Origin of the sequence: Mesorhizobium sp. M0208, assembly GCF_040322015.1 — a bacterium.
GTDB lineage: Bacteria > Pseudomonadota > Alphaproteobacteria > Rhizobiales > Rhizobiaceae > Mesorhizobium.
Map to the genome: position 1 here is coordinate 68,054 of NZ_JAMYSP010000012.1, position 26,892 is coordinate 94,945.

Below are 26,892 nucleotides of genomic sequence, written 5' to 3' on the forward strand. Positions count from 1 at the left end.
AGATCACATCATTTCATATACTTGACGATGCCTTCGCCAAACCATTTCTGCGATAGCTTTTCGATCGTGCCGTCGTCTTTCAACTCCTTGAGAACTTTGTTCACGTCATCGACCAGAACCTTGTTTTCATCTGACCTGTGAATAAGCATATAGGTGTTGTTGCTGAAGACTGGTTCGGACGCCACGATGTCGAGCTTCTTTTCATCGATGACGGTCTGCTCACCAAGATTTGAAGGCAGGACCAGCGCGTCGAACTTGCCGTTCTGAACCTCATCCAAACGGTTTGGATACGGGATTCCGGCGCTCGACGCCGTCACGTCAAGCTTGTATTGCGGATTTTCTTTTTGCCAGTTCATGATGAATTTATAGGTTCCGCCGCCAGCCGTGGTCGGAACGATCCTCTTGCCGACCAGATCTTTCATTTCTTTGATGCCGCTGCCCTTTTTGCTGTAGATCTTCATCAGGCTGGCGCCCATGGGGTTTTCCGGAATGAAGAACTGCTTGGCGCGCTCGGGTGACTTGTAGTAACCGCCGACCGCGATGTCGTATTTGCCTGTGGCCAGGCCGGTTTCCTGCGCGATGTCGGAGACACCTTCCATTTCGAACTTGTATTGCGGCAGCTTTGCGTTGATCGCCCTCAGCAGATCGGGTTCATACCCTTGCGGCTCAACGCCGAGCGCGCCCCAAGCCAATGGCTTGGATTCGGCAGAGGTCGCGATCTTGATTGTCCGAACGGTCTGACCGTAGCTGATCCCTGCTGTCGCAAGGGCAATTGCGATGCCGCCGGCGACGGCCAGGGCATAACGACGCGAAAAACTGGATTTGATTGCAGACATTTCTTGGGTTCCCTTCTTGTTGGATTATTGAAAAGCGAGTTCAGACTGCAGGAATTGAGCAAGTCGCGGGCTGGAAGGCGCATCGAAGATCTCAGCCGGACTGCCGTCGGCGGCAACCACGCCACGATCCATGAAGACGATCCGGTTCGAGATGTTCTTTGCGAATTGCATCTCGTGGGTCACAAGCAGCGAGGTGATGCCGGACGACGTGACGTCCTTGATCACCTTCAGGACTTCACCGACCAATTCGGGATCCAGCGATGATGTCGGTTCGTCGAAGAGCATCACATCCGGCCGAACCGCCAGCGCACGTGCGATGCCTGTACGCTGGAGCTGGCCACCTGAGAGCTGGGACGGATAGCTGTCCCGCTTCGCTGAGAGGCCGACCCTTTCGAGCTCTCGCAGCGCGATTTCACGCGCCTCGTCCGTGGACTTGCGCTGCACTACGACCAGCGGATCCATCACGTTCTGGAGGACGGTCATGTTCTTGAAGACGTTGAATTGCTGAAAGACCATCGCTGTCCGGAGCCGGATCGCCTGGACAGCGGTCTTGTCGGCGCGCTGATAGTCCATCCGAATCTGGTCGAACGCGATGGTTCCAGATGCAGGCTTAACCAGGTAGTTGATGCATTTCAGCAGGGTGGTCTTGCCGGTGCCGCTTGGGCCGATGATTGACACAACGTCACCTCGCTTTACCGAGAGATTGACGCCGTTCAGGACCTGCGTGCTTCCGTACGACAGTCTTATATCTTTGAGGTCGAGCATTGCTGGTTGGTGTCCTTCAGAGTGTGGGACGGAGTGCCTTGATCGCATGCGACATCATCACCCGCTCTCCGCATGGCCGAGAACGTGCATCAGCCGGTTTGCCCAGCCGAAGATCGATATGGCGTGGATCAGGTCGATGATCTCGCAGTCATCCATGCCGACTGATCGAAGCGCGGCGATATCGTCTGTCGTCGCTTCCGACGGTGCTGCCGAGAGGCGGCGGGCAAAGCTGTAGATTGCCGCATCGCGTGGGCCGAGCGCTTCAGGTTTGTCGAGATACAGCGCGGTGACCACCTCGTCGCTCTTGGTCAGTTCTGCGTGCCTGCGGGCGTGAACAACGGCACAGAATTTGCAGCCGTTGACCATCGAGGCGCCCAACGCGCCAAGTTCCCGATCGGGACGGGCGAGCCCGCCCTCGACATACATGATTGCGTTGAACAAGATGGTGCGGGCAAGATAGCTTTCCGGATCATGCACAAGGGTCCGTACATATTCCGAAACTTTCTTGGCCGACGGCGTAACCTTCATCGCATCGAGCTGTTCCGGCGTGGCCTCGGATAGCTCGACCGGCGCGATGTACGGATGCCAATTCAATGGCTTCAGACGAACCGAGGAGATCATGTCGACCTCATCAGGCGCAATCCGGACGCCACCCGTGTCTGGAAGTTGACAAAAGCAATCAGTTCGGAGAGCGCGACGACCTGAGGATTGTTCAATCCAGCCTTCTCCAGGAGAGCGATATGGCTCGCTTCCGCGCTTTTCGGTGTCAGAGTGATCAGGTCAACATGACCAACGATGGTCGCCAAGGGTTCAATCAAATCCGTTTCCCCTTGGGCCAAGGCCAGAAGCTGCTCAGTCGGGTCAAGCTGAGCCAGCTGCACATCATACTCGGCCATCAGGATAGGATCGGCATTCAGGGCGGCCATGCGGCGGGCCAGAGCAACCCTTAAATTCGGCGCCAGCCCCTGATCGTTTGCCGGCTGCAGGACGGAGAGGCGACATTCTTCCGCCCCTCGCACGAATTCCGGCCGAAACCGCCGTGCGGCGAAAAGGGTATCATCCGGTGAAAGGCCGGCAGCCTTGTCCATCGCGTCGATCACCACGCAGCCTCCTTCTGCAGCAAGGGTGTTGAATCGACCCATTCGTCGCCCAGAAGTTCGGGCGTGTCGTAGGCGATCAGATTGGCGAAGTGGGTTTCGACGTCCTCGGCAAACAGCGATGCGGCAATGCCGCGGACCAGACGGTCGGCCCCGGCGCTGACGGCCGGGATATCGCCAGAGACCTTGCCATGGGTCAGCATGGCGGCGTCGTTGAAGCAGTGGATATGCGCCAGCATCGGGCAGGAGCCGGGGACGTGTTCGCGAAACTCGAAGGCCGGACCGAGATCCGGCGCGTCCGACATGCCTGCACGAGCCGGCCCCATATCCGGCCTATATCGGCCATCCGACCAGGTGCGGATATGTGGGGCGATCGCCGCAAATTCCGGGCGGCCGCTGAAGTCGTTTGAAAAGCCGGTTGCCGCGATCAGAAAGTCGTAGCGCAACGGCCCCTGCGTGGTTTCCACCAGCAGGGTCCCTGTCTCCTCCTTCACCGCAACTATGCCGCAGTCGAGAAGGAACCGAGCATTCGAGTGGCGAGACACGCGGAGTGTCGATGAACGCGGCGGCGGTGTCTGGGTCGAGGCGGTATAATCGAAGAATTTCCACTTCCAGGCATCCGGCAAGTGATGCATGCCGAGTACGACACCCGGGCTGCCTATGCCGGTCAGCTTGTTGATGCGCGGCATTTCCTTGCGCCGGATCAACATGTCAACAGAGCCGGCTCCCGCCTCGAGTGCCGTTGCGGCATTGTCCATGGACGAGGCACCGGCGCCGATGACAGCGACACGCTTACCTTTCAGCGTGTCGAAATCGATGTCGTCGGCGGAATGGGCCCAATAGGCGCGATCGATGCCGCTGAGGAAATCGGGCACGGCAAAACCGCCCAAACCCGACCGACCGGTGGCCAGAACGAGACGACGGGTGAGAACCCGGCCGGTTTCCGCGCCTTCGATATCGATCGCAATCAGATCTCCAACGGCTGCCAGTCCGGTCATGCGCACGCTGTTGCGCACCGGCAGGCCAAGAACCTTGCGGTACCAGACCAGGTAGTCCATCCACTGGCCCTTGGGGATTTTGTCCAGCGACCGCCAGGCCTCAACGCCCCATTGCGCCGTGAACCAGGCGCGGAACGTCAATTGCGGCAGGCCGAGCGACGGACCGTGCAGGGTTTTTGGCGACCGAAGCGTTTGCATGCGGGCAAACGTCACCCATGGTCCTTCGAGCCCGGCTGGAGCCGCATCATAGGCCACGACATTGGTTATCCCGGTCAGCACCAGCTTTGCCGTGGCAGCAAGTCCGCACATGCCGGCGCCGATCACCACGACATCGCGGACCGGCACGCCATCGTGCGAACGCGCGGGAACCCATGGCTTGGCGGGCAGTTCGAGAAAGTCGAGATCTTGCGCGAGCTGTACTTCGAGCGCAGCAAGACCTGTCGACGTTGGCGCGGCGGGGATATGCTTCATATTCCCGTTCCGTGATTTGTACCGGACGCAGGATCGGTCACCAATTGGCCAGCCAGGGCCGGATCGAGTTTCTTGAAGCCGACGATCGACCGTTCAGCCACCGCCTCGACCGCATCCATCAACGCCTGAGCGACTGGACGAAGCGGGCGTTTCTCGGCAGCCACAACGCCCCAATAAAAGAGAACGGTTGCGTCGATCGGGCGGATGACGACATCGGGCAGGGCGACGCCATAAGCGGTGAGGGGATCGATGACGGCCGCCGCACCAGTCTGACGCACGATCTGTAACGCGCCATATGCAGTATTCGTCCGGATCACTGGTCCTGTGTCGATGCCCCTGGCCGCCAAGGCTTTTGAGACATGCAACTGGAAACGTAGGGGGTTGAGCAGTGTGGCGACGCGGCGACCGGCAAAAGCGGAAAGCGGTATGACGTCAAGTTCAGCCAGCGGATCGTCCTCCCGCACGGCAGCAACATCAGGCGCTGAATAAAGCCGCAGGACATCCAAACCAGGCGTATCGAGCGGCAAGCTTGAAAACCCGATTTCGGCACGTCCGCTCCGCACCTCCTGGGCGACGATTGAGGGGAGGAACTGCCCGAGATGCGTCTCGTGCGGAAGTTCGACACCTTTGAGCTCGGCCATGGCCGTTGGGATCAAGCCAGTACCGATCGCGGAAGTGGTAACAATCTGCAGGATTCGCCCTCTGCCGGCGGCAATCATCTTGGCCCGCGCGGCAAGCTCGGTGAAAGACATCAGCAATCGTCGCGCCTCCTCCTCGAAGGCGGCGCCTTCTTCAGACAGCTGCACCCGGCGACCGACCCGGTGCAGCAATTCGAAGCCGAGTTCTGCCTCGAGGTCCTGAATGGTGCGTGTCACCGAAGGCTGGGAACACCCGAGCATCTCAGCAGCCTTGGTGATGCTGCCGTTGGCGGCAACGGCAAGGAAGCTCTGAAGGTCGCGGGTTTCCATGTTCTCTCTACATACGCAATCCGTATGATTGACATCGTCTCATTCATTTTTGATATATGTCAAGCGGAAACGAATATTCGCTGAGGCATGTTGCAATCGCGGGCTCAGGCCGGAATCCCATCGCCAGAAGCCGACGATGGCAGATGCGGCTCCGATTTGTGGAACCTCCTAGTGAGAAATGGAGGCTGCAAGGCCCGCAACAGGAGGGAATTTATGCGCGTAAGCATTCTTGGCGCCGGAGCGATTGCTTACGGCCTTGCCGCCTATCTGGCCGAAGCGGGACATGACCCTATGCTTTGGTCGCCTTCCGGAGAACGCACCAAGGCGCTGGCCGCCGGTGGATTGCTGAAGGCTACCGGAGCTATCAAGGCAACGACTAAGGTGCGCATCGCCAAGGATTGTAAAGACGCCATTGCCGATGCCGACGTCGTCATAATCGCGTTGCCGGCTTACGGCCACAAGATGGTGATGGACGCTGCCACTCCTTATCTAAGGGACGGAACGCCGGTTATCATCAGCTCGCACAGTTCCTTTGGGGCACTGTATCTCTCCAAGCGGCTTGCCGACCGGAAGGTTAGGCTGCCGATCGTCGTCTGGGGTACCACGCTCGTGACCGGGCAACAGCGCGGGCCAGCCGAAATCGATGTTGCAACCGTTCGCCAGAAACTGGATGTCGCGACGCTGCCTTTCAGTGCTCAGGACCAAGGGTTCGAGCTTTGCACGAGCTTGTTCGGCGATCGTTTCGTCAAGCGCGACGGCATGCTTGCTATCGCGCTCAGCAACCTCAATCCGCAGAACCATCTCGGGATCGCTCTTCTTAATCTCACACGCATGGAGAAGGGAGAACAGTGGAGCCAGGCCGGAAACGTCACCCCGGCTGTCGGCCGCTTTATCGAGGCTCTGGACGCGGAACGATTGGCGATCGCCGCCCGTTTTGGAATTGCCGTGCGCACAGTTGAAGAGCATTTTTCATTGTCGTTTCACGTCCCCATGGCCACCGTTTCGGAAATGAACCAGGAGATGGATCGCCAAGGCCGCGGCGGCTTCGGCCCGTCAACCATCGAAAGCCGCTATATTCTCGAGGACGTTCCGTTCGGGCTGCTGCCGACCGTTTTGTTGGGGAAGATCAGCGGAAATTCAGCGATTCTCCATGAATCTGGAATTGCCATATTCTCGGCGGCTTACGGTCGCGATCTTAAGGGAGATAATGATATTCTTCCCGCGCTGGGCTTCGAGGGAATGGCAAAAGCGGACCTCGAAAACCTTTGCCGTAAGGGATTTTAACAAGTTTCCACAGTGGACTGGGACATAGGCCAAGTGCCCGAAAAACCACCGGCGCTGGTTGCCGGCGAGCACGACATGCAGGTTCCTCGGCGAGCGCCGGGAGATGTCTCCAGGAACTCAGCACGAGATCGAATGGTCCCGCCCGGCGGTGTGAGTGGGTCTGTAGCAGGGTCCGTCATCGAAACCCAGTGCGGCATGGTTCCATCAGTTGCCAGATGCCTGAACATTGCATCAACTGCGCAGGCGCTTCGCGCCTCCATCAAGATACCGGCCATGCAGGCGCCGACAGTCCGGAACAACGAGTGTCGTAGCCCGTTCAGGATAAGTGGTTCGTCCACATCAGCTACGCGAGATAGACATGTTCCGATTTCTAACGTTGGCAGGGACCATCTTGGGTCTGACGATGTCGCCGGCGCAGGCCGCCAGTGATGCGGATCAGGCTGTCGAACAATTTCACCGTACCTGTCTGGCCGAGGGTCCCAATTTCGAGCGCATGATAGAGACCGCGCACGAACGCAGGTGGACACTTATTGCCGAAGCAGGCTTCGCCGAACTCGCGCCAATCGCTAATCCAACCTCAGTGGAGGCATGGCTGGTGGCCGAAGCGGAGGAAGGATTGCCAGCAGGAACCATCATCGGCACCACCAAGGCAACGATGAGCGGCAAACCGGTGCAGACGTGTACGCTGGCATTTCCCGATGTCGATCAAGAAGCATTTCGGAAGAGTTTCTTCACCCGTACGGATGCCGAGAAGATTGCCGAAGATCGCGATACGGAGGAGTTCTCGCGTCTCTACATCCTCGTTGCCGGCGGACGTAAGCAATTTGTCCGGCTGGTGGTCGTGCCTTCAACGCCACCAGGAAACCCGCGCGTCGTTGCCAGTTCGATCATGGCCGACTGACATGTCATTCCTCCCGCCCCCGTGCTCCTCTGGAGGGCGAACACTGCGAAATGTCGCGAGCAGCAGAAGGTCGTAGATAATTTTCAGCCCACCGGCGATGATCAGGGGCCAGCCGAAGCTGGAGACGGCAAGGAGAGCCCCTGCGAGGACTGGACTGGCGGCCGCCGCGAGGCTGCGCGGGACGGCGGTGATGCTCGCCGCGGCAGCCCGCCCTTCGGGCGTCACCACGGCCATGACGTACGATGTGCGAGTCGGCACGTCCATCTGCGACAGCGCGCTTCTAATCAGCAGAAGAGCGATAGCCGGAGCGACGCTCGGCATGAACGGGATGAGCACCAGACAGAGGCTCGACGGAAGGTGCGTACACACCATGGTGTTTACGAGTCCGATCTGCTGGGAAATTCGCACAGCGACCAAATAGGACGCAGCCGAAAGGACACCCGTCCAGAAGAAGATTGCGCCGGTCGCGGCGAGCGACAGGCCGAACCGTTGAAAGAGCCAGAGGGCCAACAACGATTGGACGACGAAGCCGCCTGCGAAAGCGTCGAGGCTGAAGAGCGCTGCGAGTGACAGAACGATGGAGCGAGACCTGCGCAATGGCTGCGCCGACACTTTGCCTGCATCAGGCGCGTCACTCGGCAGCCGCCGATAGAGGAGCACCGCCGCCAACCCAAGTGAGGCATAAAATAGAAAAGCTGCCTGGAGGGCCTGCTTCATTTCCAGGCCGATGGCGTCGCGGAGAAAGTCGGGCGCTCCTGCGGCCAGCGCTCCGACGGCGCCGGCGAAAGAGCCGATGAGGCTGTAGCGCGCAAAGAGCGCCGTGCGGTCGCGGTCGGTGACGCTCTGCGCAAGCTGCGCATGTTCGAGCGGTAGAAACACGCTGACGTCCCCTGAAGATGGGTTCAGCGTGCCGACGAACGCGATGAGAAGCAGCGGCCAGAAGTCGTGAACGACAGCGAAGACGACCCCCGTTGCTATCATCAGGACAGCCGCTGCGGTCAGCAGCGCTCGACGGGAGAAGCGATGCGCGACGATCCCAACAGCCAGGGTGAGGACGGCTGAGCCCGCGAGCGTCGCCGTCGACAGGGTTCCGATCTCGAAGGCGTCGAAGCCGAGCGTGGCCAGATAGGCGGGAAGCAGGATGCTGACCAGACCGTCACCGAACGCCCGCAGTCCCCTTGATATCAGCAGGTTCGCAGCAGTCGGCTCAGCACCGGCAGGAAGGAGCCTGAAGCGCCGCTTCGAAATAGCTTTGCGCAAACCGTGCGCGAGCCACTGTAACGTCAACGATGCCTCCTCACCACTGGTAAGCGGCGCTGGCTGCACGGGTTAGATGGCTCCCGTTGCCATCCCGTAGAGCAGGCCGAGGATCGAACAGCCGACGAGCACCGGGAGCATTCCGATCTTGAAGCGAAACACCGCTAGCAGCGCACCCAATGTCAGGACGAGGGACGGGACATTGACGGAGCTGAATGCGGGCACATCGACCGTCATGCCGAACCCTTTGACCTCGCGCAGTGCTCCAAACAGAACGTGAAGCGCGAACCACACCGCCAGGTTCAGGATCACGCCCACCACGGCTGCCGTTATGGTCGCCAGCGCGGCGGACAAGGCCTTGTTGCTGCGCAACGTTTCCACGAACGGCGCACCGACAAATATCCAGAGGAAGCAAGGTGTGAAGGTGACCCAGGTGGTGAGCAGGCCGCCCAACGTTCCAGCGAGCAGCGGATTAAGCGATCCCGGCGCTCGATACGCGCCCATGAACCCGACGAACTGGGTCACCATGATCAAGGGGCCAGGCGTCGTCTCCGCCATGCCGAGGCCGTCCAGCATCTCGCCTGGCTTCAGCCAGCCATATGTATCGACAGCCTGCTGCGCCACGTAAGCGAGGACGGCGTAGGCGCCTCCGAAGGTCACGACCGCCATCTTCGAGAAAAAGACCGCGATATCGGCGAAGACATTGCCGGACCCGAACAGCACGAAAAGGCCGAGGACAGGTGCCAGCCATAGCACCAGAAACACACCTCCGATCTTCAACGACCAGCTGACCGGCGGGCGAGCATGGGCAGGAATGCCTTCGCCGAGCGCCGATTCCGCGTCGGCGACCTGCTTGCCGCCGACCTTGCCATGGCCGTTGCCCGCCATGAACGCTGCCAGCCCGGCCCGCCCGCCGACGTACCCGATCACTCCGGCCGTCAGGACAATGAGCGGGAACGGGAGATGGAACAGGAAGAGCCCGATAAAGGCGGCGGCGGCGAGGCCTATCATGACCTTGTTCTTGAGCGCTCGCTTGCCGACCCGGATAACCGCCTCGAGCACGATGGCGAGGACGGCGGCCTTCAGACCGAAGAAAAGCGCCTGCACCGCGCCGACATTGCCTAAAATCGCATAAATCCAGCTCAGCGCCATGATGGCGAGGACGCCGGGCAGTACGAACAGTGTGCCGGCCACGAGCCCGCCTCGGGTTTTATGCAGGAGCCACCCGATGTAGACGGCGAGCTGCTGGGCCTCCGGTCCTGGCAGCAGCATGCAGTAGTTTAGCGCATGCAGGAACCGCGTCTCGCCGATCCAGCGCTTCTCCTCAACGAGGATGCGATGCATTACCGCAATCTGGCCGGCCGGGCCACCAAAACTCAACGCAGCGACTCGCGCCCAGACCCGCACTGCTTCGCGGAAGGGGATGCCATGCGAAGGTTCATCCCCCAGCGCATTCGGATGGACGGCATGGGCGCTGGTCATTGGTTCCCCTCACCCGCGCTTCTGGCGGAAATACTGGTAGAGATTGTCGAAGACCGGGCCGCCCTGCCCGATCCGCTGCTCGTCGCCCTTATTCGTCAGGGCGATGCCCGCGATCAGGCTGGCAATGCCCGTCGTCTCGTCGCGCCCGAACTTGCCGTCCTTGAGGTCGATATCATGGACGATCTCGGCGATGGCCTGCAGCGCCGGGTCATCAAGCCCGGCCCGGGTGAGCAGCACCTCGAAGCTGCAGCGGTCGCCCTCATGGGTGATCTCACCGTCAAACATATCAAAGCGCAGCTCTCCCGGCTTTGCCGCATAGCTCTTGCCCGGGACGAAGCGGATGACGGCGTCTGGATCAATGAAGCGGCGGATTAGCCAGCTGCAGGCCATCCGGTCGACGTGCACGTCGCGGCGTGTCACCCAGATCCGGCCCTTGAGGTCAGTAATCGGCTCAGTCGCCTTTGACTCCTCGGTCATGGGCCGGTCCTCCACGAGATGCGTCTCGAGCTCGGCGAGCAAACCCTCGACCGCGAGGCGACCTGTGGCGCCGAAGAAGTCGATCGTGTCCACCTCGGCGAGCCGCTTGCGTATTCGGCCGAGCTGCGACCGTGTCTCCGCACGCTTTTCCGGCGTGGCGTTCGCGCCGATCTCGGCGGCGAGACCACGCGCTTCCTTGGCGATCTCCGCATAGTCGGCATCACGCGCCGCATCGAACAGCGCCTGGACCTCGGCATCCGACAATCCGTCGACGAGACGCGCCTCGCATACCATCGCCTCGCCACCACCCGCGACGATCTCCTTCAGGAGCCACTCGAAATCCTCCTGCGTCTCGGCATTGGCCGGCAGTGCATAGACGGTGCTTTTTACCGCGACCGCGCCGATGCCTTGCAGCCGCCGCCAGATCTTCACCCGGAAATAGGCCGGCTTGCTCGGCAGCCGATGGATAAGGAGCAGCCAGCGCTGTTCCGTCGTTTCCCCCTCACTCATAAGTGAACCGTATCACGTGCAAGATTAAATGCAACACTTGTATCATTATTTGTTCAGGCGTAGCGTTGGCGGTCTCGCAGACTGTCCCGCTGACGCCTGACAGGAGGTGCCGAAATGAGAGCTTCGGGTGGGGCTACCCAGTCAGGATCATCCGCGACTCGGACCCTTGGACGCACCGCAGCTAGGCTCATGACTGCCGGCATGATTATCGGGACGGGTATTTTCGGTGCCCTTGGTGCGACCGCCGAGCGGGCCGGTCCCGCCCTTCTCCTGGCGATGATTCCAGGAGGGCTGGTATGCTTGGCCACAGGTATCAGCGGCGCGCAGCTCGGCGTCAATTTCCCCAGACATGGCGGTGCGTTCATCTGGGCACGAGCGTTCCGTCTCGACACGGTCACCTTCCTTGCTGGCTGTTGCTATGTTGGACAGGGCATTGTGGGCACGAGCGTGGTATCGCTCGCCTTCGCTTATTACTCAGCACAACTTATTCCTGGCCTGCCCCTACATTTGACGGCTGGCGCGGTTGTACTCGTTGTCATGGCACTGAATTCCTTCGGTATCTCCTTCACGAGCAAAGTCATTATTGGCCTGATGCTGGTCATCGTTGCGCTGCTGGGCGTATTCGTCTTCTTCGCGGCTCCGCATGTAGAAGTCGCTCGTTTGGCCCCGACACTGGATAAGGGGCCATTCGCATTTATGGCGGGCGCCGCGATCTTCTTCTGGGCTTGGGACGGCTTCATGCGCACCGCCATTATGGCGGGCGAAATTCGGGATCCCCGAAAGGCCATTCCCTTCTCCATTCTAGGCGGCATTGCGATCGCCGCCGTCGTCTACTACGCCGTGGCCGCTACTACTCTGGGGGTGCTTGGCGCAGAGGAAATGGCCAAAGATGACGTACCTCTCTTCAAGGCAGGTATGCAGGCTATCGGGGTCGTGGGGCGGCTGGCTGATCCTGGGGGCCGCATGGACAGCATCGATTAACGAACTCGTTAGCGATCTGCTCAGCGTCTCGCGTGTGGCGCTCGCGATGGGCGAGGCGCACGAATTGCCGAAATGGCTCGGCGAGGTCCATCCGCGCTTCAAGGTGCCGCGTCACGCAGTACTTGCCGTCGGCGTGCTCGTCTTTGCAGTGGTGCTGGTGTTCGACCTGCGTCAGGTTTTGCCGCTCGCCAGCTTTTACCTGCTGGTTTGGTTTGCCATTACCCACTACGCGGCTCTGCACTTAAGCAAGGAGCAGCGCCTATTCTCGCCCTTCTTCGCTTGGTTGGGCCTGGCTTGCTGCTTCACACTGCTCTTTTTCATACCACTCCTGCACCTTATAATTGGAATGGTGACGCTCGCGATGGCGTTCGGCACTCGATTCATTGTGCGGCGCCAACCGAAATTTGGTTTCGGCTAGTGCTAGATGAAACGAGGAGGTCTAAGATGCTCAATACCCAAGCTATTGAATCCCTTACCGGACTGAAGGGACAGACCACGGGGGACGTGCTCAAGTTATCGGTCCCGCGCAGTGAAATGAGAGTGACCCTGGACGGCTTTGAGATCATTCCGTTTATGGGCCTCACCTCCTGGGTCAGTTTTAAACAGGGGGCACATCATGCCACGTTGATGGGCGACATCGTCGTGCTCGAAGATGAAATCGAGGACGCGATGGCCGCAGCGATCCAGGCGAACCTGTACGTAACAGCCCTACACAATCATTTCGTCCGCGAACAGCCGCGCGTGATGTTTATGCATGTCGAGGGTACGGCTGATGAAACTGCGTTAGCGACAGGAGCGCATAGGATTTTTGAAGCGATAAAAATCGTGCGCCGGAAGCATCCTGTCGAACCTGCCATGAAGAAAGTGAACAGTAGCTTGGACGCGCCGCCGCTTGAGGCGATTGTCGAGCACAAGGGCGAGAGCAAGGACGGCGTGCTCAAGTTTGTCCTGGGGCGCCCATCCGTGCCCGTCGTCTGCACACGCTGTGGCGAGCTCAATATTGATGCGGCAATGGGCTACAACACATGGCTAGCCTTTCAGGGCACGGACGAGCGCGCCGCGGTCTGCGGCGACTTTGCGATGCTGGAAAATGAAGTCCGTTCGGTCATCCGTGAACTGCAAGCTGGAGCGATTGAAGTGATCGCGGTGCACAATCACATGTTCTTTGAAGACCCGCGGATCATCTTCTTGCACTACTGGGGCATCGGCAATGCTCAGGCGTTGGCGCAGAGCTTGAGGCGGGCGCTCAACACACAGCAATAGTCTGTTGCAGTCGCCACAGGAGTCACGCGACCGCCGCGCGCTCGCGATTGATGGCAGCGATGATGTATCGAGTGAAGAACTTCGGCGCAGCGCTCGGGTTGGCGGCGCGACGGCGGTGGGAAGGTCGGCCTGGGTGGCGGTTCCGTCGAAGTTGCCATACTCGTCGATCCTGGCGGGGCCGAACGGCACATCTCTTGGGAACTGCCGTTGGCATCGATCCAGTCGATGTCACGGCGGACCCCAAACACGGGTCGGCCAAGATCGAAAACCTATCTCCGGATCAGCGGCCGAGCAGGGTAACCGCCAGCGCGGCGCCGATGTCCAGAACATGTCCCGCCTTGGCTCGCAGGATTTCGGTGCGCGCCATCAGATCTTCACCCGGAAGGCCGGCTTGCTCGGCAGCTGATGGGCTGATGGATAAGGAGCAGCCAGCGCTGTTCCATTCGGTTCGCCATCACTCATAAATGAACCGTATCACGGGCTAAATAATATGTAACACTTGTATCATTCTTCATCCAAGCGTAGCGTTGTTGGTATCGCAGCAGTAGGCCGCGCTGTGTGGCGCCAACCAAAAGGGAGACAAGGCCATGAAATGGGTTACCCGCGAACGTCCGGTCATCGACCGTATTGCTTGTCCCTGGCTGATCGCCCGCTTCATCGACAAGGAGCCAGAATTCCTGTTCGTGCCGCCGGATCGGGTGATCCCGGTTGCCCAGGAGACTGGCGCTACACCGTATGACGTGCCCGGTGTCGAGTTCACGCATGTGGGTGACGGCTGCAGTTTCGATACCTTCGTCTCGAAATACGGCCTCGAGCGCGATCCGGCGATCGTGACGATCGCCTCGATCGTGCGCGGCGCCGACACCGATCGGCACGATTTGACGCCACAGTCTGCGGGGCTGCTTGCGATCTCGATGGGGCTCAGGGACGTGACGCCCGACGACCAGGAAGTGCTGAAGCACGGCTTCGTCATCTACGACGCGCTCTATGCCTGGGCTTCGCGCCGCAAGGCGGAGACGCACAGCTGGCCACCTGCCATGAAACCAGCTGTGGCTTGACCGGTGGGCGATTGGGGGCAGATCACAAGGAGAACTCCCATGCAAGCAAAACTCATGAGCGGCGCAATGCTGATTGCGGTCTCGGCGCTGCTCGAACCGGCATCGGCTGCACCCAATTGGCAAATAGTCGCGCAGACACTCGGCAAATCCGGAACGGAAATGCCTGGCGGCGTTTACAGGGTGGGCTTGCCACGAACCGACCTGAAAGTATCCCTCGATGGGATATCCCTGAAGCCAGGATTTGCGCTCGGAGGCTGGATCGCGTTCGAGCCAATGGTGAACCAGGCGATGGTCATGGGCGACATCGTTCTGACGCAGGACGAGGTGAACCCGGTCATGAAGAAGCTACAAGAAGGTGGGATCGAGATCACTGCAGTGCACAACCACCTGCTGCGCGCGGAGCCGATGACGCTCTACATGCACGTGTTCGGCCAGGGTGATCCCGTCACGCTCGCCACTGCGCTTCATGCCGGATTGGCGTTGACAAAGACCCCGATGGAGAATGCCGCGTCCGGTGCCTCGCAATCGGAAGCATCCACCCAGCCGATCGACACGGCGGCCGTCGACAAGGCCATTGGCTACAAAGGTAAGGTCAATGGCGGCGTCTACCAGTTCAGTATCCCGCGCGCCGAACCGGTCAAGGAAAATGGTATGGACGTGCCGGCCGCCCTGGGCTCGGCCTTAGCGATCAACTTCCAGTCGACGGGCGGTGGCAAAGCAGCGATCACGGGTGATTTTGTGCTGACCGCCAAGGAGGTCAATCCGGTTCTCAAGGCAATGCAGGATAACGGCATCGAGATTACCGCCCTGCACAGCCACATGCTCGATGAAGAGCCGCGGCTCTTCTTCATGCATTTCTGGGCGAATGACGACGCGCAGAAGCTGGCAAAAGGCCTGCGCGCGGCCCTCGATAAAGTCGCCGTCAAGAAGAGCTAGATATTGGGCCTCCGCGCGATCGCACGCCGGGAGGGAATCAGCCGATGTTGATGCGAAGCCGGATGTCTGACAAGGTGCAAATCGCTACACGGCAAGAGGGAGGATATGCCCTTCAGGTCGGTGCGTTGACCAAGCGCTATGGCGAGCAAACCGCGTTGGCGGATGTTGCCTTCAACGTGGAGGCCGGCGAAGTTCTCGGTCTTATCGGGCCGAACGGCGCCGGCAAGACTACGCTGTTGGAAGCGATCGCCGGCCTTCTTCCGGCCGACTCGGGAACGATTCTCCGGCACGGCGCCTCTCTGCCGCCTGCATCGCGCCGCAGGTCGATCTTCTTCCTTCCCGACGGCCTGCGGCCCTGGCGCGACCAGTACGTCGAACATGTTCTTGCGTTCTTCGCTGATGTCTACCGGACATCGCACCTCGACGTCGCGGAGACAGTCGGGGCCGTCGGACTTGCACCGGTGTTAATCAAGCGCGTGTCTGAATTGTCCAAGGGGTATGCCCGTCGACTGATGCTGGCGCTTGCCCTGATCACGCCGCATCCCTTGCTGCTGATGGACGAGCCCTTTGACGGCTTCGACTTACGACAGACCCGCGAGATCATGAGCGTGCTTCGCAAGGTCGCGGCGCAGGGGCGCAGCCTCGTCCTCGCGATACACCAACTGCTCGATGCCGAGCGCATATGCGACCGTTTCGTCTTGCTCGCGGACGGCCGCGTACGCGGCATCGGATCCCTGAGCGACCTGCGGGCGCGTGCGGGAATTTCCTCCGGTGGGTTGGAGGAGGTTTTCCTTGCGCTCACCTGAGACAGCCGTACCGCTCGGCGCTCCCTTCGGCCCCTTGCTGGCCAAGGAGCTGCGGGAAATGGCGAGCGGCCGGCCGCTCTGGATAATGCTGCTGATACTCTGCCCTCTCATCGGCTTCAGCTTCTTTCAGGCCGTATCGCTCTATAGCAACGCGAGCGCCACGGCGCTCGACGCGTCGGGGCTCGCGAGCGCGCTATCACCGCTTGACGGCGTGTTGGTCCCGACGTTCGGTGGCTTCTACGTCGCCGTCACACTGCTGTTTCCCTTTGTTGCCATACGCGTGCTCGGCAACGAAAAGGAGTCCGGCGCCTTGCGGCTCCTGATCCAACTGCCCTATCGAACGCCGACCTTGATTGGCGCGAAGCTGGTTGCCGTCTCGGCAGCTTGGCTCATTGCCGCGGTGCCTGCGATCTCTGCGCTCGCGATTTGGGAGTTCATGGGCGGACACCTGTTCGTTGCCGAGACGCTGAATCTTGTTCTCGGACATTTGCTCTACGGGCTACTGGTCGGCGCCATTGCATTGTTCGCAGCCGCGCTTGCCGAGAGCGCGGCAACCGCCGCGATTGTCACGCTCGGTTTCACGATTGGATCGTGGGTCATCGACTTCGCGGCGGCCAGCCAACCCGACCTCCTTGGCTGGTCGTCGTGGCTGTCGCTCACCCAAACGCTGCACACCTTTGAGCTCGGATTGCTGTCGATCAGTCTTGTCGTCGGGGTGCTCGCTGCGATTCTTGGTTTTGCTGCGCTCGCTACCATTTGGCTCCCGATGGGCGTTGCCCTGCGCACCAAGGTTGCACGTTCGGTCGTCTGCATCGCGGCGACCTGCCTTGTGCTGGTCGCTGCAGCCCAGATCAGATGGTCGGTGGATTCGACCGAGGACCGGCGGAACTCTTTCTCGCTAGCCGACGAGCAGGCGCTGGCGCAGCTCAGCAAGCAGCTGACCATCACCGTTCACCTGATACCTGAAGACCCCCGGTATGCGGATTTGCAGACCAGCATCCTGTCGAAGCTCGAGCGGATCATTCCCCGGATTATCATCCGTCCTGCAGGCGACCAGCAGAGCGCTGTCGGCAGCGCAAGCGACGAGTCGTATGGTGAAGTGGAGTACGGCTACGGCGGCCGGTCGGCTGTCAGCCGATCGACGGGCACCGAGGAAATTCTGCCGCTCCTCTACGGGCTCGCAAACGTGCCCCTGCTCGCACCGGTCACAGGAACCGACGACTATCCAGGTTATCCGCTCGTCGCCGCGCCCTGGATCGCGCTTCCCTGGTTCCTTGGCGGCCTGCCGCTGCTCATCGGGGTCGCCTGGTGGCGGTGCCGCCGGGTACCGACCATCGAATACGCTTCAAGCCAGAAGGAGATCAGCCGTGAAAATCTCACATAGCCTCGTGACAGTCGCCGCAGCTGCCGGCCTGGTGGCCTTGCTGCTGCCAGCTTCTGCCGGCCAGCGCAGCATCGTGAACTTTTCGGACGAGGAAGTTGGCGCAGATTCGAAGGCTATGCCCGGCGTGGTGGGCATTTGGCGGATTGAAACTGAAGGCGACAACAAGGTGTTGGCCGTCGATGGCCGCCAATGGAAGGAGGGGCAGACCTCCGCCGGCCTCGCCGACAAGGCACGGGCGCTCTATGGGGAGCGGTATGCCGAGTTTCTCGACCGCGTCCAGGCTTATGCATACTTCCCCTACGCGGTCTTTGAACGCACGCCAGATTTCCGCGATGGAGAGATCAGCGTCCGCTTCGAAGGCATCAGCGGCCGCATCGACCAGGGTGCAGGGATATTGTTCAACCTTAAGCCCAATGGCGACTATCTCACGATTCGCGCCAACCCTCTGGAGAACAATCTTGTCTTGTGGAGGTTCGAAAAGGGGAAACGCTCGTCGGTGACCTGGGTCAAGAACACCCCAACCTCAACCCATGAATGGCACGACCTGAAGGTGCGCATCGCCGGCACCAAGGTCGAAGGCTATGTCGACGGCAAGCTCTACCTGCAGGACACGCTGCCTGAGCCGGTGACCGGGCGTGTTGGCTTGTGGTCGAAGGCCGACAGTCACGTGTATTTTGATGACTTCACCGTAACTCCGGCTGGTTAGCCGGTACGCTTTCAACCAGCTTTCAAAGCTATCGGCGGTAAGGTGCGCCGGAGTCCGGTCTTCCGGGCGCCCGCGTTTGGCCCGGTAACGGGTGATTATTTCCATCGCACACGAGACTCAAAAGGCGGGCCGGGTTTTTGCGAACCGATGCGTTCGGAACGATCGGAGGCCCGCTTCGTTCTGATCCGATGGACTGGATTAGACTAGGCCTCCTGGCGTTGGCGGGGTTCCTCACCTGGACGCTGAACACCCTCTCGGCCGGAGGCGGAGGTCTATTGCTGATCCCCGCCGTGACTTCCATCACAGGGAGCGCGGCGGTTGCGCCGGTCATCACCTTGACCGAGCTCATCGGCAATCCCGTCCGCGCCCTGGCCTTTCGGCGCGACATCGATTGGAGCCTGGTCCGTTGGTACCTGCCCGGCGCCATCGCCGGCGCCGCGGCGGGCTCCTGGCTGTTCGCTAACAGTCGGGCGGAATGGCTCCAGATACTCATAGGGATCTATCTGATCAGTGCAGTCTGGGAATTTCGCGGCGGGGCGCGCGAGCGGAGCTACCGAGCCCGCCGCTGGTGGTTCCTCCCGGCCGGCCTGATCGTCGCGCTGTTGTCGGCGCTGATGGGCACGGTGGGACCCGTCTTGAATTCGCTCTATCTGAACTACGGTTCGGAGAAGGAGACGTTGGTCGCCACGAAATCGGTGAACTCGTTTGTGACCGATGTCGTCAAGATCGCAGTATTCACCGGACTCGGCGCGCTCGGTGGTCAGGCGGTCATGTACGGCTTAGCCGCGGGTTTGGGCGCCGCGCTTGCCAATCTGCTGGCCAAGCCCTGGCTCGAACACCTGAGTGGACGACAGTTCCGCCGCCTAGTGGTCGCGCTCATGGCTGTGAGTGGAGCGCTGATGATCTGGAACCAGCACAGCTTCGTTGTGCAGGCCTGGCGCGCGGCCACAGGAATGTCTTAACAATGTCGATGTTGGCTGGAGCGCTGCGCCGTAGCTTGGTTTGCCGGTCGCGCGATACGCAGAAGCTGGCAAAAGGCCTGCGCGCAGCCCTCGACAAGGTCGCCGTCAAAAAGAGCTAGCGCTTCCCGTCCGCGCGCATCATACAGGGCTCTTCGAACCAGCCGACCTAACCAGCTCAGCTTCGAGAAGCTTCGTGAGATTAGATCACGCTCAGGGTCACGGCGGCAAGAACCAGATAGCGGCCGACCTTGGCGACGGCGACAAGCAGCAGGAAGACCCTGAAAGGCTCGCGCAGGACGCCGAGACCACGGTCAGCTTCGCGAAACGTTCAGACGCAGAAACGACATCTTTCAGATAACAGGGCGACCCGCGCTATCAGCCAGATGACAGGCTGCAACGCCGCCATGCGGCACCGATCGCAGCATCGGTTCCTCGACACGGCAGACATCGATCGCCACCGGACAGCGCGTGTTGAATCGACACCCCGGAGGCGGCGCGCTCGGGCTTGGCGGATCGCCGGCGAGAATGATCCGGCGGCGTCCAGCTTCGATGCGGGGATCGGGAGAAGGAACAGCCGACAGCAGCGCCTGGCTGTAGGGATGGGCCGGCTCGCGAAACAGCGGGCGGGTCAGGCCGGCTTCCGAGATGCGGCCGAGATACATCACCGTCACGTCCGAGCAGACCTCGCGCACGATCGCCAGGTCATGCGCGACAATGACAATGGTCAGGCCAAGCTGTTTCTGCAGCGACGTGAACAGGTTGACGATCTGCGCCCGGATCGAAACGTCGAGCGCGCTGAGTGGCTCATCGCAGACCAGTATGGACGGCTTCAGCGCGAGCGCGCGCGCAATCGAAACGCGCTGGCGCTGGCCTCCGGAAAGCGAGCGTGGAAGCCGATCGAGCACCGTCTCAGGCAGCGCAACCAGGTCCAGAAGCTCGGCGATGCGGCGCCGGCGCTCGACTGATGAACCGAAGCGATGGATCTGCAGCGGTTCCTCCAATGTCTGATAGACGGACTGGCGGCGGCTCATCGATCCCAGCGGGTCCTGGAAGACGAACTGGACTTCGCGGCTGAACGACTTCCTGTCCGATTTCAGCCATTCGGCGCGATTCCTTCCTCCAATCAGCACGGTGCCTTCGCTCTCCTTCTGCAAACCGACGATGGTACGGGCCAGCGTGGTCTTGCCGCAGCCGGACTCGCCGACGATGCCGTGGAACGCGCCACGCGCGACCGTCAGGTCTATGCCATCGACCGCCCGCACCGCGCCGACACCCGACCGGTTGGCGAAATGCACCTTCAATCCCCTGACCTCGATCGCTGCGGCATCAGACATGGACGGCGATCCCCTCTCGTCTCAGCACGACCGGGCAAGCCACGCGGTGCGGGCTTGTCGACGCGGATATCGTCTGCAACGGCGGCCGGTGCTGCCGGCAACCGGCTTCGACCAATTCGCAGCGCTCGGCAAACCGGCAACCCGGTTCCAGCCGGATCTGGTTTGGCGGCAGGCCCGGTATCTCGCGGGTCACCGCGCGCTCGTCGGCGCGAAAATCCGGCACCGATGCGAGCAGCCCGCGCGTATAGGGATGGACCGGCCGGGTCAGCACATCCATCGCCGTCCCCTCCTCCGCCACTTGGCCGGCGTAAAGCACCATGACGCGGTCGGCGACGGAAGCGACCACGCCGATGTCGTGCGTGATCAGCACGACCGCGATGCCATCCTCGCGCTGGATCTGACGGATGAGCTCCAGGATTTGCGCCTGGACCGTGGCGTCCAGCGCCGTGGTCGGCTCGTCTGCGATCAGCACGCGCGGCCGGGCCGCCAGCGCCAGCGCGATCATCGCGCGCTGCAGCATGCCGCCCGACATTTCGTGCGGATAGCGGTTGTAGCGATCCTCAGGGTCCGGAATGCCGGAGCGTGCCAGAAGCGAGACCGCTTCCTTGCGCGCGGCCTCATGCGACAGGCCGGCGAAGCGGCGCGCCTGGCGGGCCAGCTGCGGGCCGATTTTCAGCATCGGGTTCAACGCGCTCATCGGGTCCTGGAAAATCACGCCGAAATAGCGCCCGCGCAGGTCCGACAATTGCCGGGAACCGATGCTGAGCAGTTCGCTTCCGTCGGCTCGCGCCGATCCCTTCATGTCCACGGTCACGCCCTCGGGCAGCAGACCGAGCGGCCCGAGCGTCATTACGGTCTTTCCCGAACCGCTTTCGCCGACGACCGCGACCGTTTCTCCGGGACGGACGTTGAACGACACCCCGTCCACCGCCCGCACCGAAACGGTGGTGGCGTAGAGGTCGATGACCAAATCTTCGATCGAATAGATCGGCTGACCGTCGCTCATGCTGAAGTCGTTCCCGTTTCGACGGCGTTGCGCTCCGCTTCTTCGCGAGCACGCGCCCTTCGGCGTCTGCGCAATGTCGCGCCGCGAACCGGCCGCGGCACCTTTTGCAATGCGAAGGCTTCGCCCAGAAGGTTGAAGCTGACCACGACCAGCGTCAGTGCCAGCCCGGGCAGCACGACGAGGCGCGGCACCTCCTCGATGTAGCTCATGCCGTCGACCAGCATCTGGCCCCATTCCGGTGTCGGCGGCGCGACGCCAAGTCCGAGAAAGCTGAGCGTCGCGATGGCCAGCACAAGCGCGCCGGCGTCGGCGCTTGCGTAGACCACGACAAGGGCAAGCACATGCGGCAGGATATGGCGGGCAAAAATCCAGAGATGACCGGCGCCCATCACGCGGGCCGCCTCGATATAGGGCTGCTGCAGCTCGGCGGTGACGACGGCGCGGCTCATGCGGGCATAGTTCGCCCACCACGCCAGGGTGAGCGCCGTGATCATCGACCAGTAGCCGGTGCCCAGAATGCCGATCAACGCCAGCGCGATCACCAGGCTGGGAAGTGCCAGCGCAATATCGATGATGCTGATAAGGACGAGCTCGACACGGCCGCCGACATAGCCGGCGAAGGAGCCGATCGTGACCCCGATCGCCAAGGCGGCGACAAGCACGATCACCATCGCCACCAGGGAAATGCGGGCGCCACCGACGATGCGGCTGAAGACGTCTCGGCCGAGATAGTCGGTGCCGAGCCAATGGCTCCAGCTCATGCCCTCCAGTGTCGCCGAATAGTCCTGCGCACTTGGATCGTAAGGCATGATCACAGGAGCGAAGATGCCGATCAGCACAAAGCCGATTACGGGGAGCAGCACCAGCCACGGCCAGTCCTTGATGTCCCTGATAGCAGAAATGTTCATCGCCTTATGCTCCCCGCGCCCGGCGCATTCGCGGATCCGCGACGATGCAAATCATGTCGACGATGAAATTGACCATGACGAAGAAGACGACAAACAGCAGCAGCACCGACTGCATGCCGATGAAGTCGCGGAAGCGGATCGCCTCGATGAAAAAGGCACCGACGCCGCGCAATGCAAATACCGTCTCGACGACGATCGATCCGATGATCATCAGCGTGAATTGCGCCCCGAATGTCGTCAGGAACGGAATGGCGATGTTGGGCAGCGCCTCGCGCAGCAGCACCTGCGTTCTGGTATAGCCCTTGGCGAAGCCGGTTGTCGCAAACGGCCGCGACATCGCTTCCTGGAGGTTGACCCGAACGACGCGGCTGAGAACGGAGGCCGGGAACAGCGCGATCGTCACCCACGGCAGAAGCCATGAGGTGAAGCCGCTGGTCCCGAAGGTGGGTACCCAGCCCAGCATCACCGAAAACACGATGACCAGCAGCGCCGCCACGAAGAAGTTCGGGGTCGACGCGCCGATCAGCGAAAACGCATGCAGGAACCTGTCCATCATGCCGCCGTTGCTGACGGCGCCGGCAATGCCGAGCGCGATCGAGAAAATGAAGGCGAGAACGCCGCCGCCGGCAAGCAGAGCCGCCGTCATCGGGATGCGGGCGGCAAACTCCGACGAGATCGGCTTTCCCGTTCGCAGTGAGATGCCGAAATCCCCGGCCAGCGCGCCGGAAAGCCAGCGTCCGTAGCGGATCGGCAACGGGTCGTAGAGACCGAGCTCGTTGCCGATCTTGGCGATCATTTGCGCGTCAGCACCAGGACCTGCCGCACGCTCGGCAATGAGCGCCGCAACATTGCCCGGAGCCGCCGCAACCAGGGCGAATGTCAGCGCGGATGCCGCCAGGATCAAAAGGCAGGCAAGCAGCATCCGTCGCAGGATCGTGCGTTTCATCGTCAGGCCTCACTCGGGCTCGAAGTCTTCAGGCCTTCAGCGTGATCGCCTTGAACGGCAAGTCGTAGTCAGTCGCCGGAAGCGAGAAGTTCTCTGCGCGCGGATTGTGAGCCCACAGCCGCTGGCTGACGACAAGCGGACAGATGGCGGTGTTGTCGTGCAGCCAATCGTAGAGAGCCTGCATCTTCAGGTCGCGTTCGGCGCCGCTCGCCTCGAGCGCAGCCTTGACTACGCCGTCGAGCGCGTCCGAGACATAGATCTTGCCGTCAGGCCCGCTGTCCGCCGTCGAGACGAAGGCATTGCCAAGGGTCCCGTGAGGGTCATAGGGCGCGCCATAGGTGGTGAAGAAAGCGAGATCATAGTCGAAGGCCGGACGCCGTTCATGCATGGTGGCATTGTCCACCGAGGAGACTTGGACCTGGAAACCGACCTCGGACAATTGACCCTGGATCATTTCGGCGATGCGCCGCGATCCCGGCAGGGACTCTTCGGAAACCAGAAAGTCGATGGTCAGAGGAGAGCCAGCCTTGGTCCAAGCACCGCCGCTGTCGACCCAGCCGCCATCGGCGAGGATCTTCTTGGCCGCCGCCACGTCGCGCACCGGCACGTCATGCCGCTTGCCCGACGAAGGCACGTTCGCCGGGAACAGATCGGCGGCCGGGTCGGCAAAGCCTTCGAACAGGACCTTGGCGATCGCCGCCCGGTCGACCGATGCATAGACGGCGTCACGGACGGCCTTGTCGGCGATGATCTTCGACTTCGGCGAATAGCCGAGCAGCATCGTCGCGGTGCCCGGCTCGGCTACGACCTTCATGCCGTCGCTTTCCAGCGCGCGAGCGCGGCGCGGCGACAGCGTCGCCACCCAGTCGCCGCCGATGACATCGAGGTCGCCTGAGCGGAGGCCGTTGGCGCGAGCGAGTTCATCGGGAACCACCTTCAATTCCATACGGCTGAAAAGCGGCTTCTCGCCCCAGTATTTGTCGTTGCGAACGAGGCTGGTGCCGCTCGAATCGTATTTTTCGACGATCCATGGACCGGTTCCGATCGGCGCCGTCTGCTTGCCATCCTTGTCGACTGCCTTGGGCGACAGGAAACGAACTGGGCGGACGATGGTGAGTTCGAGGAGTGCGGCCGGCACCGGCCGCTTCAGCTTGACCGTCAGTTTGTTCGGTCCATCGGTGACGATGCTGTCGTACGCATCGGAGATGCCTATCCAGGAGAAGTCGCTCACCCCCATCCATCGCTTGAGGTTCCATTCGGCTGCGGTGGAATCGAAGGGCGTGCCGTCGCTGAAGGTCACGCCTTCACGCAGATCGAAGGCGATCGAAAGCTGATCGTCGGCGACTGTCCATTTGGTGGCAAGTCCCGGCTCAAGCGCGCCGTTCTGGCCGTAGTGGATCAGCGCATCGAAGACGATGGTGTAGGTGCTCAGCGTTGAAACATTCTGCAGCAGGTCGAGATCGCCGGTCTCCGCAGCGATGGCAATCTTCAGCGTTTCGTTGGTTTCGGAAAAGGCGCTGCGCGGAAAGGCGGCAACGAAGGCAAGGCCAGCGGTGGAAACAAGGAAATTGCGGCGGTCGAGAGTGATCATTTCAGTTCCCCATTTTTGATTGATTGGTGGCGATTGTACACATGCATTCCCATTTGTATAGACATATTCGGCGCCAATCCAAGTTGGCGCGCAGCGCTGCGCTTGGCAAAGGAAAGCGCCATCCCGCGTAATGTCGCCGTGCCGGCGCGGGTCTCGACAAGCGCTAAGTCCAGCTCAGCGTCATCGCCCCCAGCGCGAGGTAGCGGCCGACCTTCGCGATCGTGACGATCGCAAGGAAGCTCCAGAATGGCTCCCGCAGCGCCCCCGCCACGACCGTCAGCGGATCGCCGACCAGAGGCAGCCAGCTCAACAGCAGCGACCATCGTCCATAGCGCTGATACCATCGCGTCGCGCGCGTCAACGCGGAGGGCTTTACCGGGAACCATTTGCGGTTGCGAAAGCGATCGATCCCCCGGCCGAGCCACCAGTTGACGATCGAGCCGAGCACATTGCCTGCGCCTGCGAAAGCGATGAGCAGAGCCGGAGCATGGCTTCCTGTCAGGAGCAGTCCCGCAAGGGCTGCTTCCGATTGCATCGGCAGGATGGTCGCCGCCGCGAACGCGGTCAGGAAAAGACCGCCATAGATGGCGAGCTCGCCAGGCATTTCGAGCTCTCAGCTTGCCCTGGGCCATTTCGGGTGCCGATCATCGACGACGTAGCCATGCGAATGCTCATAGCCCGCTTCCGACCATACTGCGTCGCCGATGTGCCGGTCGTCCTTAGGCAGATCGACATGCGTATGCACAAGCACGTCGGGATCGTGTTTCGGCCAGAGCCAGATCGCGGCAAGCAGGGCTGCGGCGCCAATGATGCCGAGCAGAATGAAGGTGAAGGGCAATCCCATTGCTGCACCGACGCGCCCGGCAATGGGATAGGTGATCAGCCAGCAGGCATGCGAAAGCGCGAATTGGGCAGCAAACAGAGCGGGCCGGTCGACGGCATCGGCGGAACGCCTGATCAATCGGCCCGAAGGCGTCTGCGCCAGCGAATAGCCGAGCCCCAGCACGAACCAGAGCGGCAGCAGCAGATAGTAGCTGCCGGCGAGCGGTCCTACCAGCACGCCCGCGACCAGGATCGCGGCGCCCGAGAGCATCGCAACCCGGTCCGGGACGTTCTCCAGCAGCCGCGGCAGGGCAAGGGCTGCAATCATCGATCCGCCGCCGAAGGCGGCGAGCGCCAGCGCCGTGTCGCTTTGCGAGAGGCCGAACTGCGCCTGCACCAGGACGACCGTGTTGACGATCACCATCGCGCTTGCCGCCGCGACGGCAACGTTAAGGGCCAGCAGCCCGCGCAATCGCGGCGTCGCCAGATAGATGCGGATTCCGCGCGTGGTACGATCGTAAACGCCGCGCGGCTGCGACGGTTTAGGGCTCGGCAGGACCACCGACACCACCAGCGCCGCCGAGGCGAGAAAGCCGATAACCGTACCGGCGAACAGGCTGTGGAAGCTGATGACGGAAAGCAGCGCCGCCGCCAGCATGGGACTGACGACGCTTTCCAGGTCATAGGCCAGTCGCGACAGCGACAGGGCCCGCGTGTAATCCTTCTCCTCGGGCAGCACGTCAGGGATCGAGGCCTGGAAGGCCGGAGTGAAGCCTGCCGACGCCGACTGCAGGACGAAGATGAGAACATATACCTGCCAGACTTCGGTAACGAAGGGCAGGAACACCGCGACCGCAGCCCGGATGAGGTCGAGCGAAACCAGCATGGTGCGGCGCGGCAGGCGCTCTGCGAACGCAGCTGCGACAGGCGCCACGCCGACATAGGCGATCATCTTGATGGCGAGCGCCGTGCCGAGCACCGCGCCAGCGTCGTCTCCCGCGAGATCGAACGCCAGCAGCCCGAGCGCCACTGTGGCAAGGCCGGTGCCGATCAGGGCGATGACCTGGGCCAGGAAGAGATGACGGTAAGTGCGATTGGCCAGGACCTGAAGCATATTTGTCTTCTTGCAGCGGATGACGGTTC

Annotated in this window: 27 protein-coding genes and 1 pseudogene; 11 read left to right on the forward strand and 17 right to left on the reverse strand. The window is 61.5% G+C overall.

Features of this window, described 5'->3' with window-relative positions; translation table 11 throughout:
- Positions 1 to 8 precede the first annotated feature (8 nt).
- Genes NKJ17_RS14520 through NKJ17_RS14545 form a run of 6 tightly spaced genes read right to left on the reverse strand, consistent with a single transcriptional unit; the run spans position 9 to position 5,135 of the window.
- Entirely contained in the window at positions 9 to 836 is an 828-nt protein-coding gene (locus tag NKJ17_RS14520; RefSeq protein ID WP_352577913.1) for a transporter substrate-binding domain-containing protein, read from the reverse strand.
- Between the two features lie 24 nt (positions 837 to 860).
- Positions 861 to 1,601, reverse strand: a complete 741-nt coding sequence (locus tag NKJ17_RS14525) for an amino acid ABC transporter ATP-binding protein (RefSeq protein WP_352689170.1) — start codon at positions 1,599 to 1,601, stop codon at positions 861 to 863.
- Positions 1,602 to 1,658: 57 nt separating this feature from the next.
- Positions 1,659 to 2,222, reverse strand: coding sequence for a peroxidase-related enzyme (locus NKJ17_RS14530; protein WP_352689173.1), 564 nt, complete (start codon positions 2,220 to 2,222; stop codon positions 1,659 to 1,661).
- Positions 2,219 to 2,701: a CMD domain-containing protein gene (locus NKJ17_RS14535; protein ID WP_352689175.1), complete on the reverse strand. Its 483-nt coding sequence runs from the start codon at positions 2,699 to 2,701 to the stop codon at positions 2,219 to 2,221. The genes NKJ17_RS14530 and NKJ17_RS14535 overlap by 4 nt, the downstream gene beginning before the upstream one ends.
- Positions 2,698 to 4,167, reverse strand: coding sequence for an NAD(P)-binding domain-containing protein (locus NKJ17_RS14540; RefSeq protein ID WP_352689178.1), 1,470 nt, complete (start codon positions 4,165 to 4,167; stop codon positions 2,698 to 2,700). The genes NKJ17_RS14535 and NKJ17_RS14540 overlap by 4 nt, the downstream gene beginning before the upstream one ends.
- Positions 4,164 to 5,135: a LysR family transcriptional regulator gene (locus NKJ17_RS14545; protein WP_352689180.1), complete on the reverse strand. Its 972-nt coding sequence runs from the start codon at positions 5,133 to 5,135 to the stop codon at positions 4,164 to 4,166. The genes NKJ17_RS14540 and NKJ17_RS14545 overlap by 4 nt, the downstream gene beginning before the upstream one ends.
- Before the next feature lie 213 nt (positions 5,136 to 5,348).
- Between NKJ17_RS14545 and NKJ17_RS14550 the strand changes: the two genes are divergently transcribed.
- Together NKJ17_RS14550 and NKJ17_RS14555 are read left to right on the forward strand one after the other, a co-directional pair.
- Positions 5,349 to 6,419, forward strand: coding sequence for an NAD/NADP octopine/nopaline dehydrogenase family protein (locus tag NKJ17_RS14550; RefSeq protein WP_352689183.1), 1,071 nt, complete (start codon positions 5,349 to 5,351; stop codon positions 6,417 to 6,419).
- A 358-nt stretch (positions 6,420 to 6,777) separates the two neighbouring features.
- On the forward strand, positions 6,778 to 7,320 hold the full coding sequence (locus NKJ17_RS14555) for a hypothetical protein (protein WP_352689185.1): 543 nt from the start codon (positions 6,778 to 6,780) through the stop codon (positions 7,318 to 7,320).
- Here the strand turns inward: NKJ17_RS14555 and NKJ17_RS14560 are convergent.
- The 3 genes from NKJ17_RS14560 to NKJ17_RS14570 all read right to left on the reverse strand — a co-directional run bounded on the left by NKJ17_RS14560 (position 7,267) and on the right by NKJ17_RS14570 (position 11,046).
- Positions 7,267 to 8,568, reverse strand: coding sequence for an MFS transporter (locus NKJ17_RS14560; RefSeq protein ID WP_502906553.1), 1,302 nt, complete (start codon positions 8,566 to 8,568; stop codon positions 7,267 to 7,269). The two genes, NKJ17_RS14555 and NKJ17_RS14560, sit on opposite strands and share 54 nt — an antisense overlap.
- 81 nt (positions 8,569 to 8,649) lie before the next feature.
- On the reverse strand, positions 8,650 to 10,059 hold the full coding sequence (chrA, locus tag NKJ17_RS14565) for a chromate efflux transporter (protein ID WP_352689188.1): 1,410 nt from the start codon (positions 10,057 to 10,059) through the stop codon (positions 8,650 to 8,652).
- A 9-nt stretch (positions 10,060 to 10,068) separates the two neighbouring features.
- On the reverse strand, positions 10,069 to 11,046 hold the full coding sequence (locus NKJ17_RS14570) for a chromate resistance protein ChrB domain-containing protein (protein ID WP_352689191.1): 978 nt from the start codon (positions 11,044 to 11,046) through the stop codon (positions 10,069 to 10,071).
- Between the two features lie 189 nt (positions 11,047 to 11,235).
- Between NKJ17_RS14570 and NKJ17_RS14575 the strand changes: the two genes are divergently transcribed.
- The 9 genes from NKJ17_RS14575 to NKJ17_RS14615 all read left to right on the forward strand — a co-directional run bounded on the left by NKJ17_RS14575 (position 11,236) and on the right by NKJ17_RS14615 (position 19,142).
- Positions 11,236 to 12,027 (forward strand): APC family permease, encoded by a 792-nt coding sequence (locus NKJ17_RS14575; protein WP_352689194.1) that lies wholly within the window; start codon positions 11,236 to 11,238, stop codon positions 12,025 to 12,027.
- Between the two features lie 46 nt (positions 12,028 to 12,073).
- Positions 12,074 to 12,445 carry an APC family permease gene (locus tag NKJ17_RS14580; RefSeq protein ID WP_352689197.1) on the forward strand — a complete coding sequence of 124 codons (372 nt, stop codon included), beginning with the start codon at positions 12,074 to 12,076 and terminating at the stop codon, positions 12,443 to 12,445.
- A 26-nt stretch (positions 12,446 to 12,471) separates the two neighbouring features.
- The gene (locus NKJ17_RS14585) at positions 12,472 to 13,290 is read left to right on the forward strand and encodes a DUF1259 domain-containing protein (protein WP_352689198.1); all 819 of its coding nucleotides are present in this window, start codon (positions 12,472 to 12,474) and stop codon (positions 13,288 to 13,290) included.
- 587 nt (positions 13,291 to 13,877) lie between these two features.
- On the forward strand, positions 13,878 to 14,348 hold the full coding sequence (locus NKJ17_RS14590) for a chromate resistance protein ChrB domain-containing protein (protein WP_352452041.1): 471 nt from the start codon (positions 13,878 to 13,880) through the stop codon (positions 14,346 to 14,348).
- Positions 14,349 to 14,387: 39 nt separating this feature from the next.
- Positions 14,388 to 15,284, forward strand: coding sequence for a DUF1259 domain-containing protein (locus NKJ17_RS14595; RefSeq protein WP_352452040.1), 897 nt, complete (start codon positions 14,388 to 14,390; stop codon positions 15,282 to 15,284).
- Positions 15,285 to 15,409: 125 nt separating this feature from the next.
- Entirely contained in the window at positions 15,410 to 16,090 is a 681-nt protein-coding gene (locus NKJ17_RS14600) for an ABC transporter ATP-binding protein (protein WP_352689200.1), read from the forward strand.
- Complete coding sequence (locus NKJ17_RS14605; RefSeq protein WP_352689201.1) at positions 16,077 to 17,474, forward strand: ABC transporter permease subunit; 1,398 nt, start codon at positions 16,077 to 16,079, stop codon at positions 17,472 to 17,474. The genes NKJ17_RS14600 and NKJ17_RS14605 overlap by 14 nt, the downstream gene beginning before the upstream one ends.
- A gap of 4 nt (positions 17,475 to 17,478) precedes the next feature.
- Positions 17,479 to 18,180 (forward strand): LamG domain-containing protein, encoded by a 702-nt coding sequence (locus tag NKJ17_RS14610; protein ID WP_352689203.1) that lies wholly within the window; start codon positions 17,479 to 17,481, stop codon positions 18,178 to 18,180.
- A 188-nt stretch (positions 18,181 to 18,368) separates the two neighbouring features.
- Positions 18,369 to 19,142, forward strand: coding sequence for a sulfite exporter TauE/SafE family protein (locus NKJ17_RS14615; RefSeq protein WP_352689249.1), 774 nt, complete (start codon positions 18,369 to 18,371; stop codon positions 19,140 to 19,142).
- A 199-nt stretch (positions 19,143 to 19,341) separates the two neighbouring features.
- Here NKJ17_RS14615 and NKJ17_RS14620 read toward each other — a convergent pair.
- The 8 genes and pseudogenes from NKJ17_RS14620 to NKJ17_RS14655 all read right to left on the reverse strand — a co-directional run.
- Positions 19,342 to 19,443: pseudogene (locus NKJ17_RS14620) on the reverse strand (YqaA family protein); the annotation flags it as partial.
- A 49-nt stretch (positions 19,444 to 19,492) separates the two neighbouring features.
- Complete coding sequence (locus NKJ17_RS14625) at positions 19,493 to 20,476, reverse strand: oligopeptide/dipeptide ABC transporter ATP-binding protein (RefSeq protein ID WP_352689204.1); 984 nt, start codon at positions 20,474 to 20,476, stop codon at positions 19,493 to 19,495.
- Complete coding sequence (locus tag NKJ17_RS14630; RefSeq protein WP_352689205.1) at positions 20,469 to 21,482, reverse strand: ABC transporter ATP-binding protein; 1,014 nt, start codon at positions 21,480 to 21,482, stop codon at positions 20,469 to 20,471. The genes NKJ17_RS14625 and NKJ17_RS14630 overlap by 8 nt, the downstream gene beginning before the upstream one ends.
- On the reverse strand, positions 21,479 to 22,390 hold the full coding sequence (locus NKJ17_RS14635) for an ABC transporter permease (RefSeq protein WP_352689206.1): 912 nt from the start codon (positions 22,388 to 22,390) through the stop codon (positions 21,479 to 21,481). Before NKJ17_RS14635 ends, NKJ17_RS14630 begins: the two co-directional genes overlap by 4 nt.
- 4 nt (positions 22,391 to 22,394) lie before the next feature.
- Positions 22,395 to 23,336, reverse strand: coding sequence for an ABC transporter permease (locus NKJ17_RS14640; protein WP_352689208.1), 942 nt, complete (start codon positions 23,334 to 23,336; stop codon positions 22,395 to 22,397).
- A 28-nt stretch (positions 23,337 to 23,364) separates the two neighbouring features.
- Positions 23,365 to 24,927, reverse strand: coding sequence for an ABC transporter substrate-binding protein (locus NKJ17_RS14645; protein WP_352689209.1), 1,563 nt, complete (start codon positions 24,925 to 24,927; stop codon positions 23,365 to 23,367).
- 163 nt (positions 24,928 to 25,090) lie between these two features.
- The gene (locus NKJ17_RS14650; protein WP_352689211.1) at positions 25,091 to 25,531 is read right to left on the reverse strand and encodes a YqaA family protein; all 441 of its coding nucleotides are present in this window, start codon (positions 25,529 to 25,531) and stop codon (positions 25,091 to 25,093) included.
- Between the two features lie 9 nt (positions 25,532 to 25,540).
- Complete coding sequence (locus NKJ17_RS14655) at positions 25,541 to 26,863, reverse strand: MFS transporter (RefSeq protein WP_352689212.1); 1,323 nt, start codon at positions 26,861 to 26,863, stop codon at positions 25,541 to 25,543.
- Positions 26,864 to 26,892 lie beyond the last annotated feature (29 nt).

What these genes read in the sequence shown, in the direction of transcription:
- chrA (WP_352689188.1), bottom strand. Translation starts at nt 10,059, where the DNA reads ATGACCAGCGCCCATGCCGTCCATCCGAATGCGCTGGGGGATGAACCT.
- NKJ17_RS14650 (WP_352689211.1), bottom strand. Translation starts at nt 25,531, where the DNA reads ATGCCTGGCGAGCTCGCCATCTATGGCGGTCTTTTCCTGACCGCGTTC.
- NKJ17_RS14625 (WP_352689204.1), bottom strand. Translation starts at nt 20,476, where the DNA reads ATGTCTGATGCCGCAGCGATCGAGGTCAGGGGATTGAAGGTGCATTTC.
- NKJ17_RS14615 (WP_352689249.1), top strand. Translation starts at nt 18,369, where the DNA reads ATGGACTGGATTAGACTAGGCCTCCTGGCGTTGGCGGGGTTCCTCACC.
- NKJ17_RS14580 (WP_352689197.1), top strand. Translation starts at nt 12,074, where the DNA reads ATGGGCGAGGCGCACGAATTGCCGAAATGGCTCGGCGAGGTCCATCCG.
- NKJ17_RS14655 (WP_352689212.1), bottom strand. Translation starts at nt 26,863, where the DNA reads ATGCTTCAGGTCCTGGCCAATCGCACTTACCGTCATCTCTTCCTGGCC.
- NKJ17_RS14520 (WP_352577913.1), bottom strand. Translation starts at nt 836, where the DNA reads ATGTCTGCAATCAAATCCAGTTTTTCGCGTCGTTATGCCCTGGCCGTC.
- NKJ17_RS14590 (WP_352452041.1), top strand. Translation starts at nt 13,878, where the DNA reads ATGAAATGGGTTACCCGCGAACGTCCGGTCATCGACCGTATTGCTTGT.
- NKJ17_RS14550 (WP_352689183.1), top strand. Translation starts at nt 5,349, where the DNA reads ATGCGCGTAAGCATTCTTGGCGCCGGAGCGATTGCTTACGGCCTTGCC.
- NKJ17_RS14540 (WP_352689178.1), bottom strand. Translation starts at nt 4,167, where the DNA reads ATGAAGCATATCCCCGCCGCGCCAACGTCGACAGGTCTTGCTGCGCTC.
- NKJ17_RS14595 (WP_352452040.1), top strand. Translation starts at nt 14,388, where the DNA reads ATGCAAGCAAAACTCATGAGCGGCGCAATGCTGATTGCGGTCTCGGCG.
- NKJ17_RS14575 (WP_352689194.1), top strand. Translation starts at nt 11,236, where the DNA reads ATGACTGCCGGCATGATTATCGGGACGGGTATTTTCGGTGCCCTTGGT.
- NKJ17_RS14585 (WP_352689198.1), top strand. Translation starts at nt 12,472, where the DNA reads ATGCTCAATACCCAAGCTATTGAATCCCTTACCGGACTGAAGGGACAG.
- NKJ17_RS14635 (WP_352689206.1), bottom strand. Translation starts at nt 22,390, where the DNA reads ATGAACATTTCTGCTATCAGGGACATCAAGGACTGGCCGTGGCTGGTG.
- NKJ17_RS14555 (WP_352689185.1), top strand. Translation starts at nt 6,778, where the DNA reads ATGTTCCGATTTCTAACGTTGGCAGGGACCATCTTGGGTCTGACGATG.
- NKJ17_RS14645 (WP_352689209.1), bottom strand. Translation starts at nt 24,927, where the DNA reads ATGATCACTCTCGACCGCCGCAATTTCCTTGTTTCCACCGCTGGCCTT.
- NKJ17_RS14640 (WP_352689208.1), bottom strand. Translation starts at nt 23,336, where the DNA reads ATGAAACGCACGATCCTGCGACGGATGCTGCTTGCCTGCCTTTTGATC.
- NKJ17_RS14530 (WP_352689173.1), bottom strand. Translation starts at nt 2,222, where the DNA reads ATGATCTCCTCGGTTCGTCTGAAGCCATTGAATTGGCATCCGTACATC.
- NKJ17_RS14630 (WP_352689205.1), bottom strand. Translation starts at nt 21,482, where the DNA reads ATGAGCGACGGTCAGCCGATCTATTCGATCGAAGATTTGGTCATCGAC.
- NKJ17_RS14525 (WP_352689170.1), bottom strand. Translation starts at nt 1,601, where the DNA reads ATGCTCGACCTCAAAGATATAAGACTGTCGTACGGAAGCACGCAGGTC.
- NKJ17_RS14545 (WP_352689180.1), bottom strand. Translation starts at nt 5,135, where the DNA reads ATGGAAACCCGCGACCTTCAGAGCTTCCTTGCCGTTGCCGCCAACGGC.
- NKJ17_RS14570 (WP_352689191.1), bottom strand. Translation starts at nt 11,046, where the DNA reads ATGAGTGAGGGGGAAACGACGGAACAGCGCTGGCTGCTCCTTATCCAT.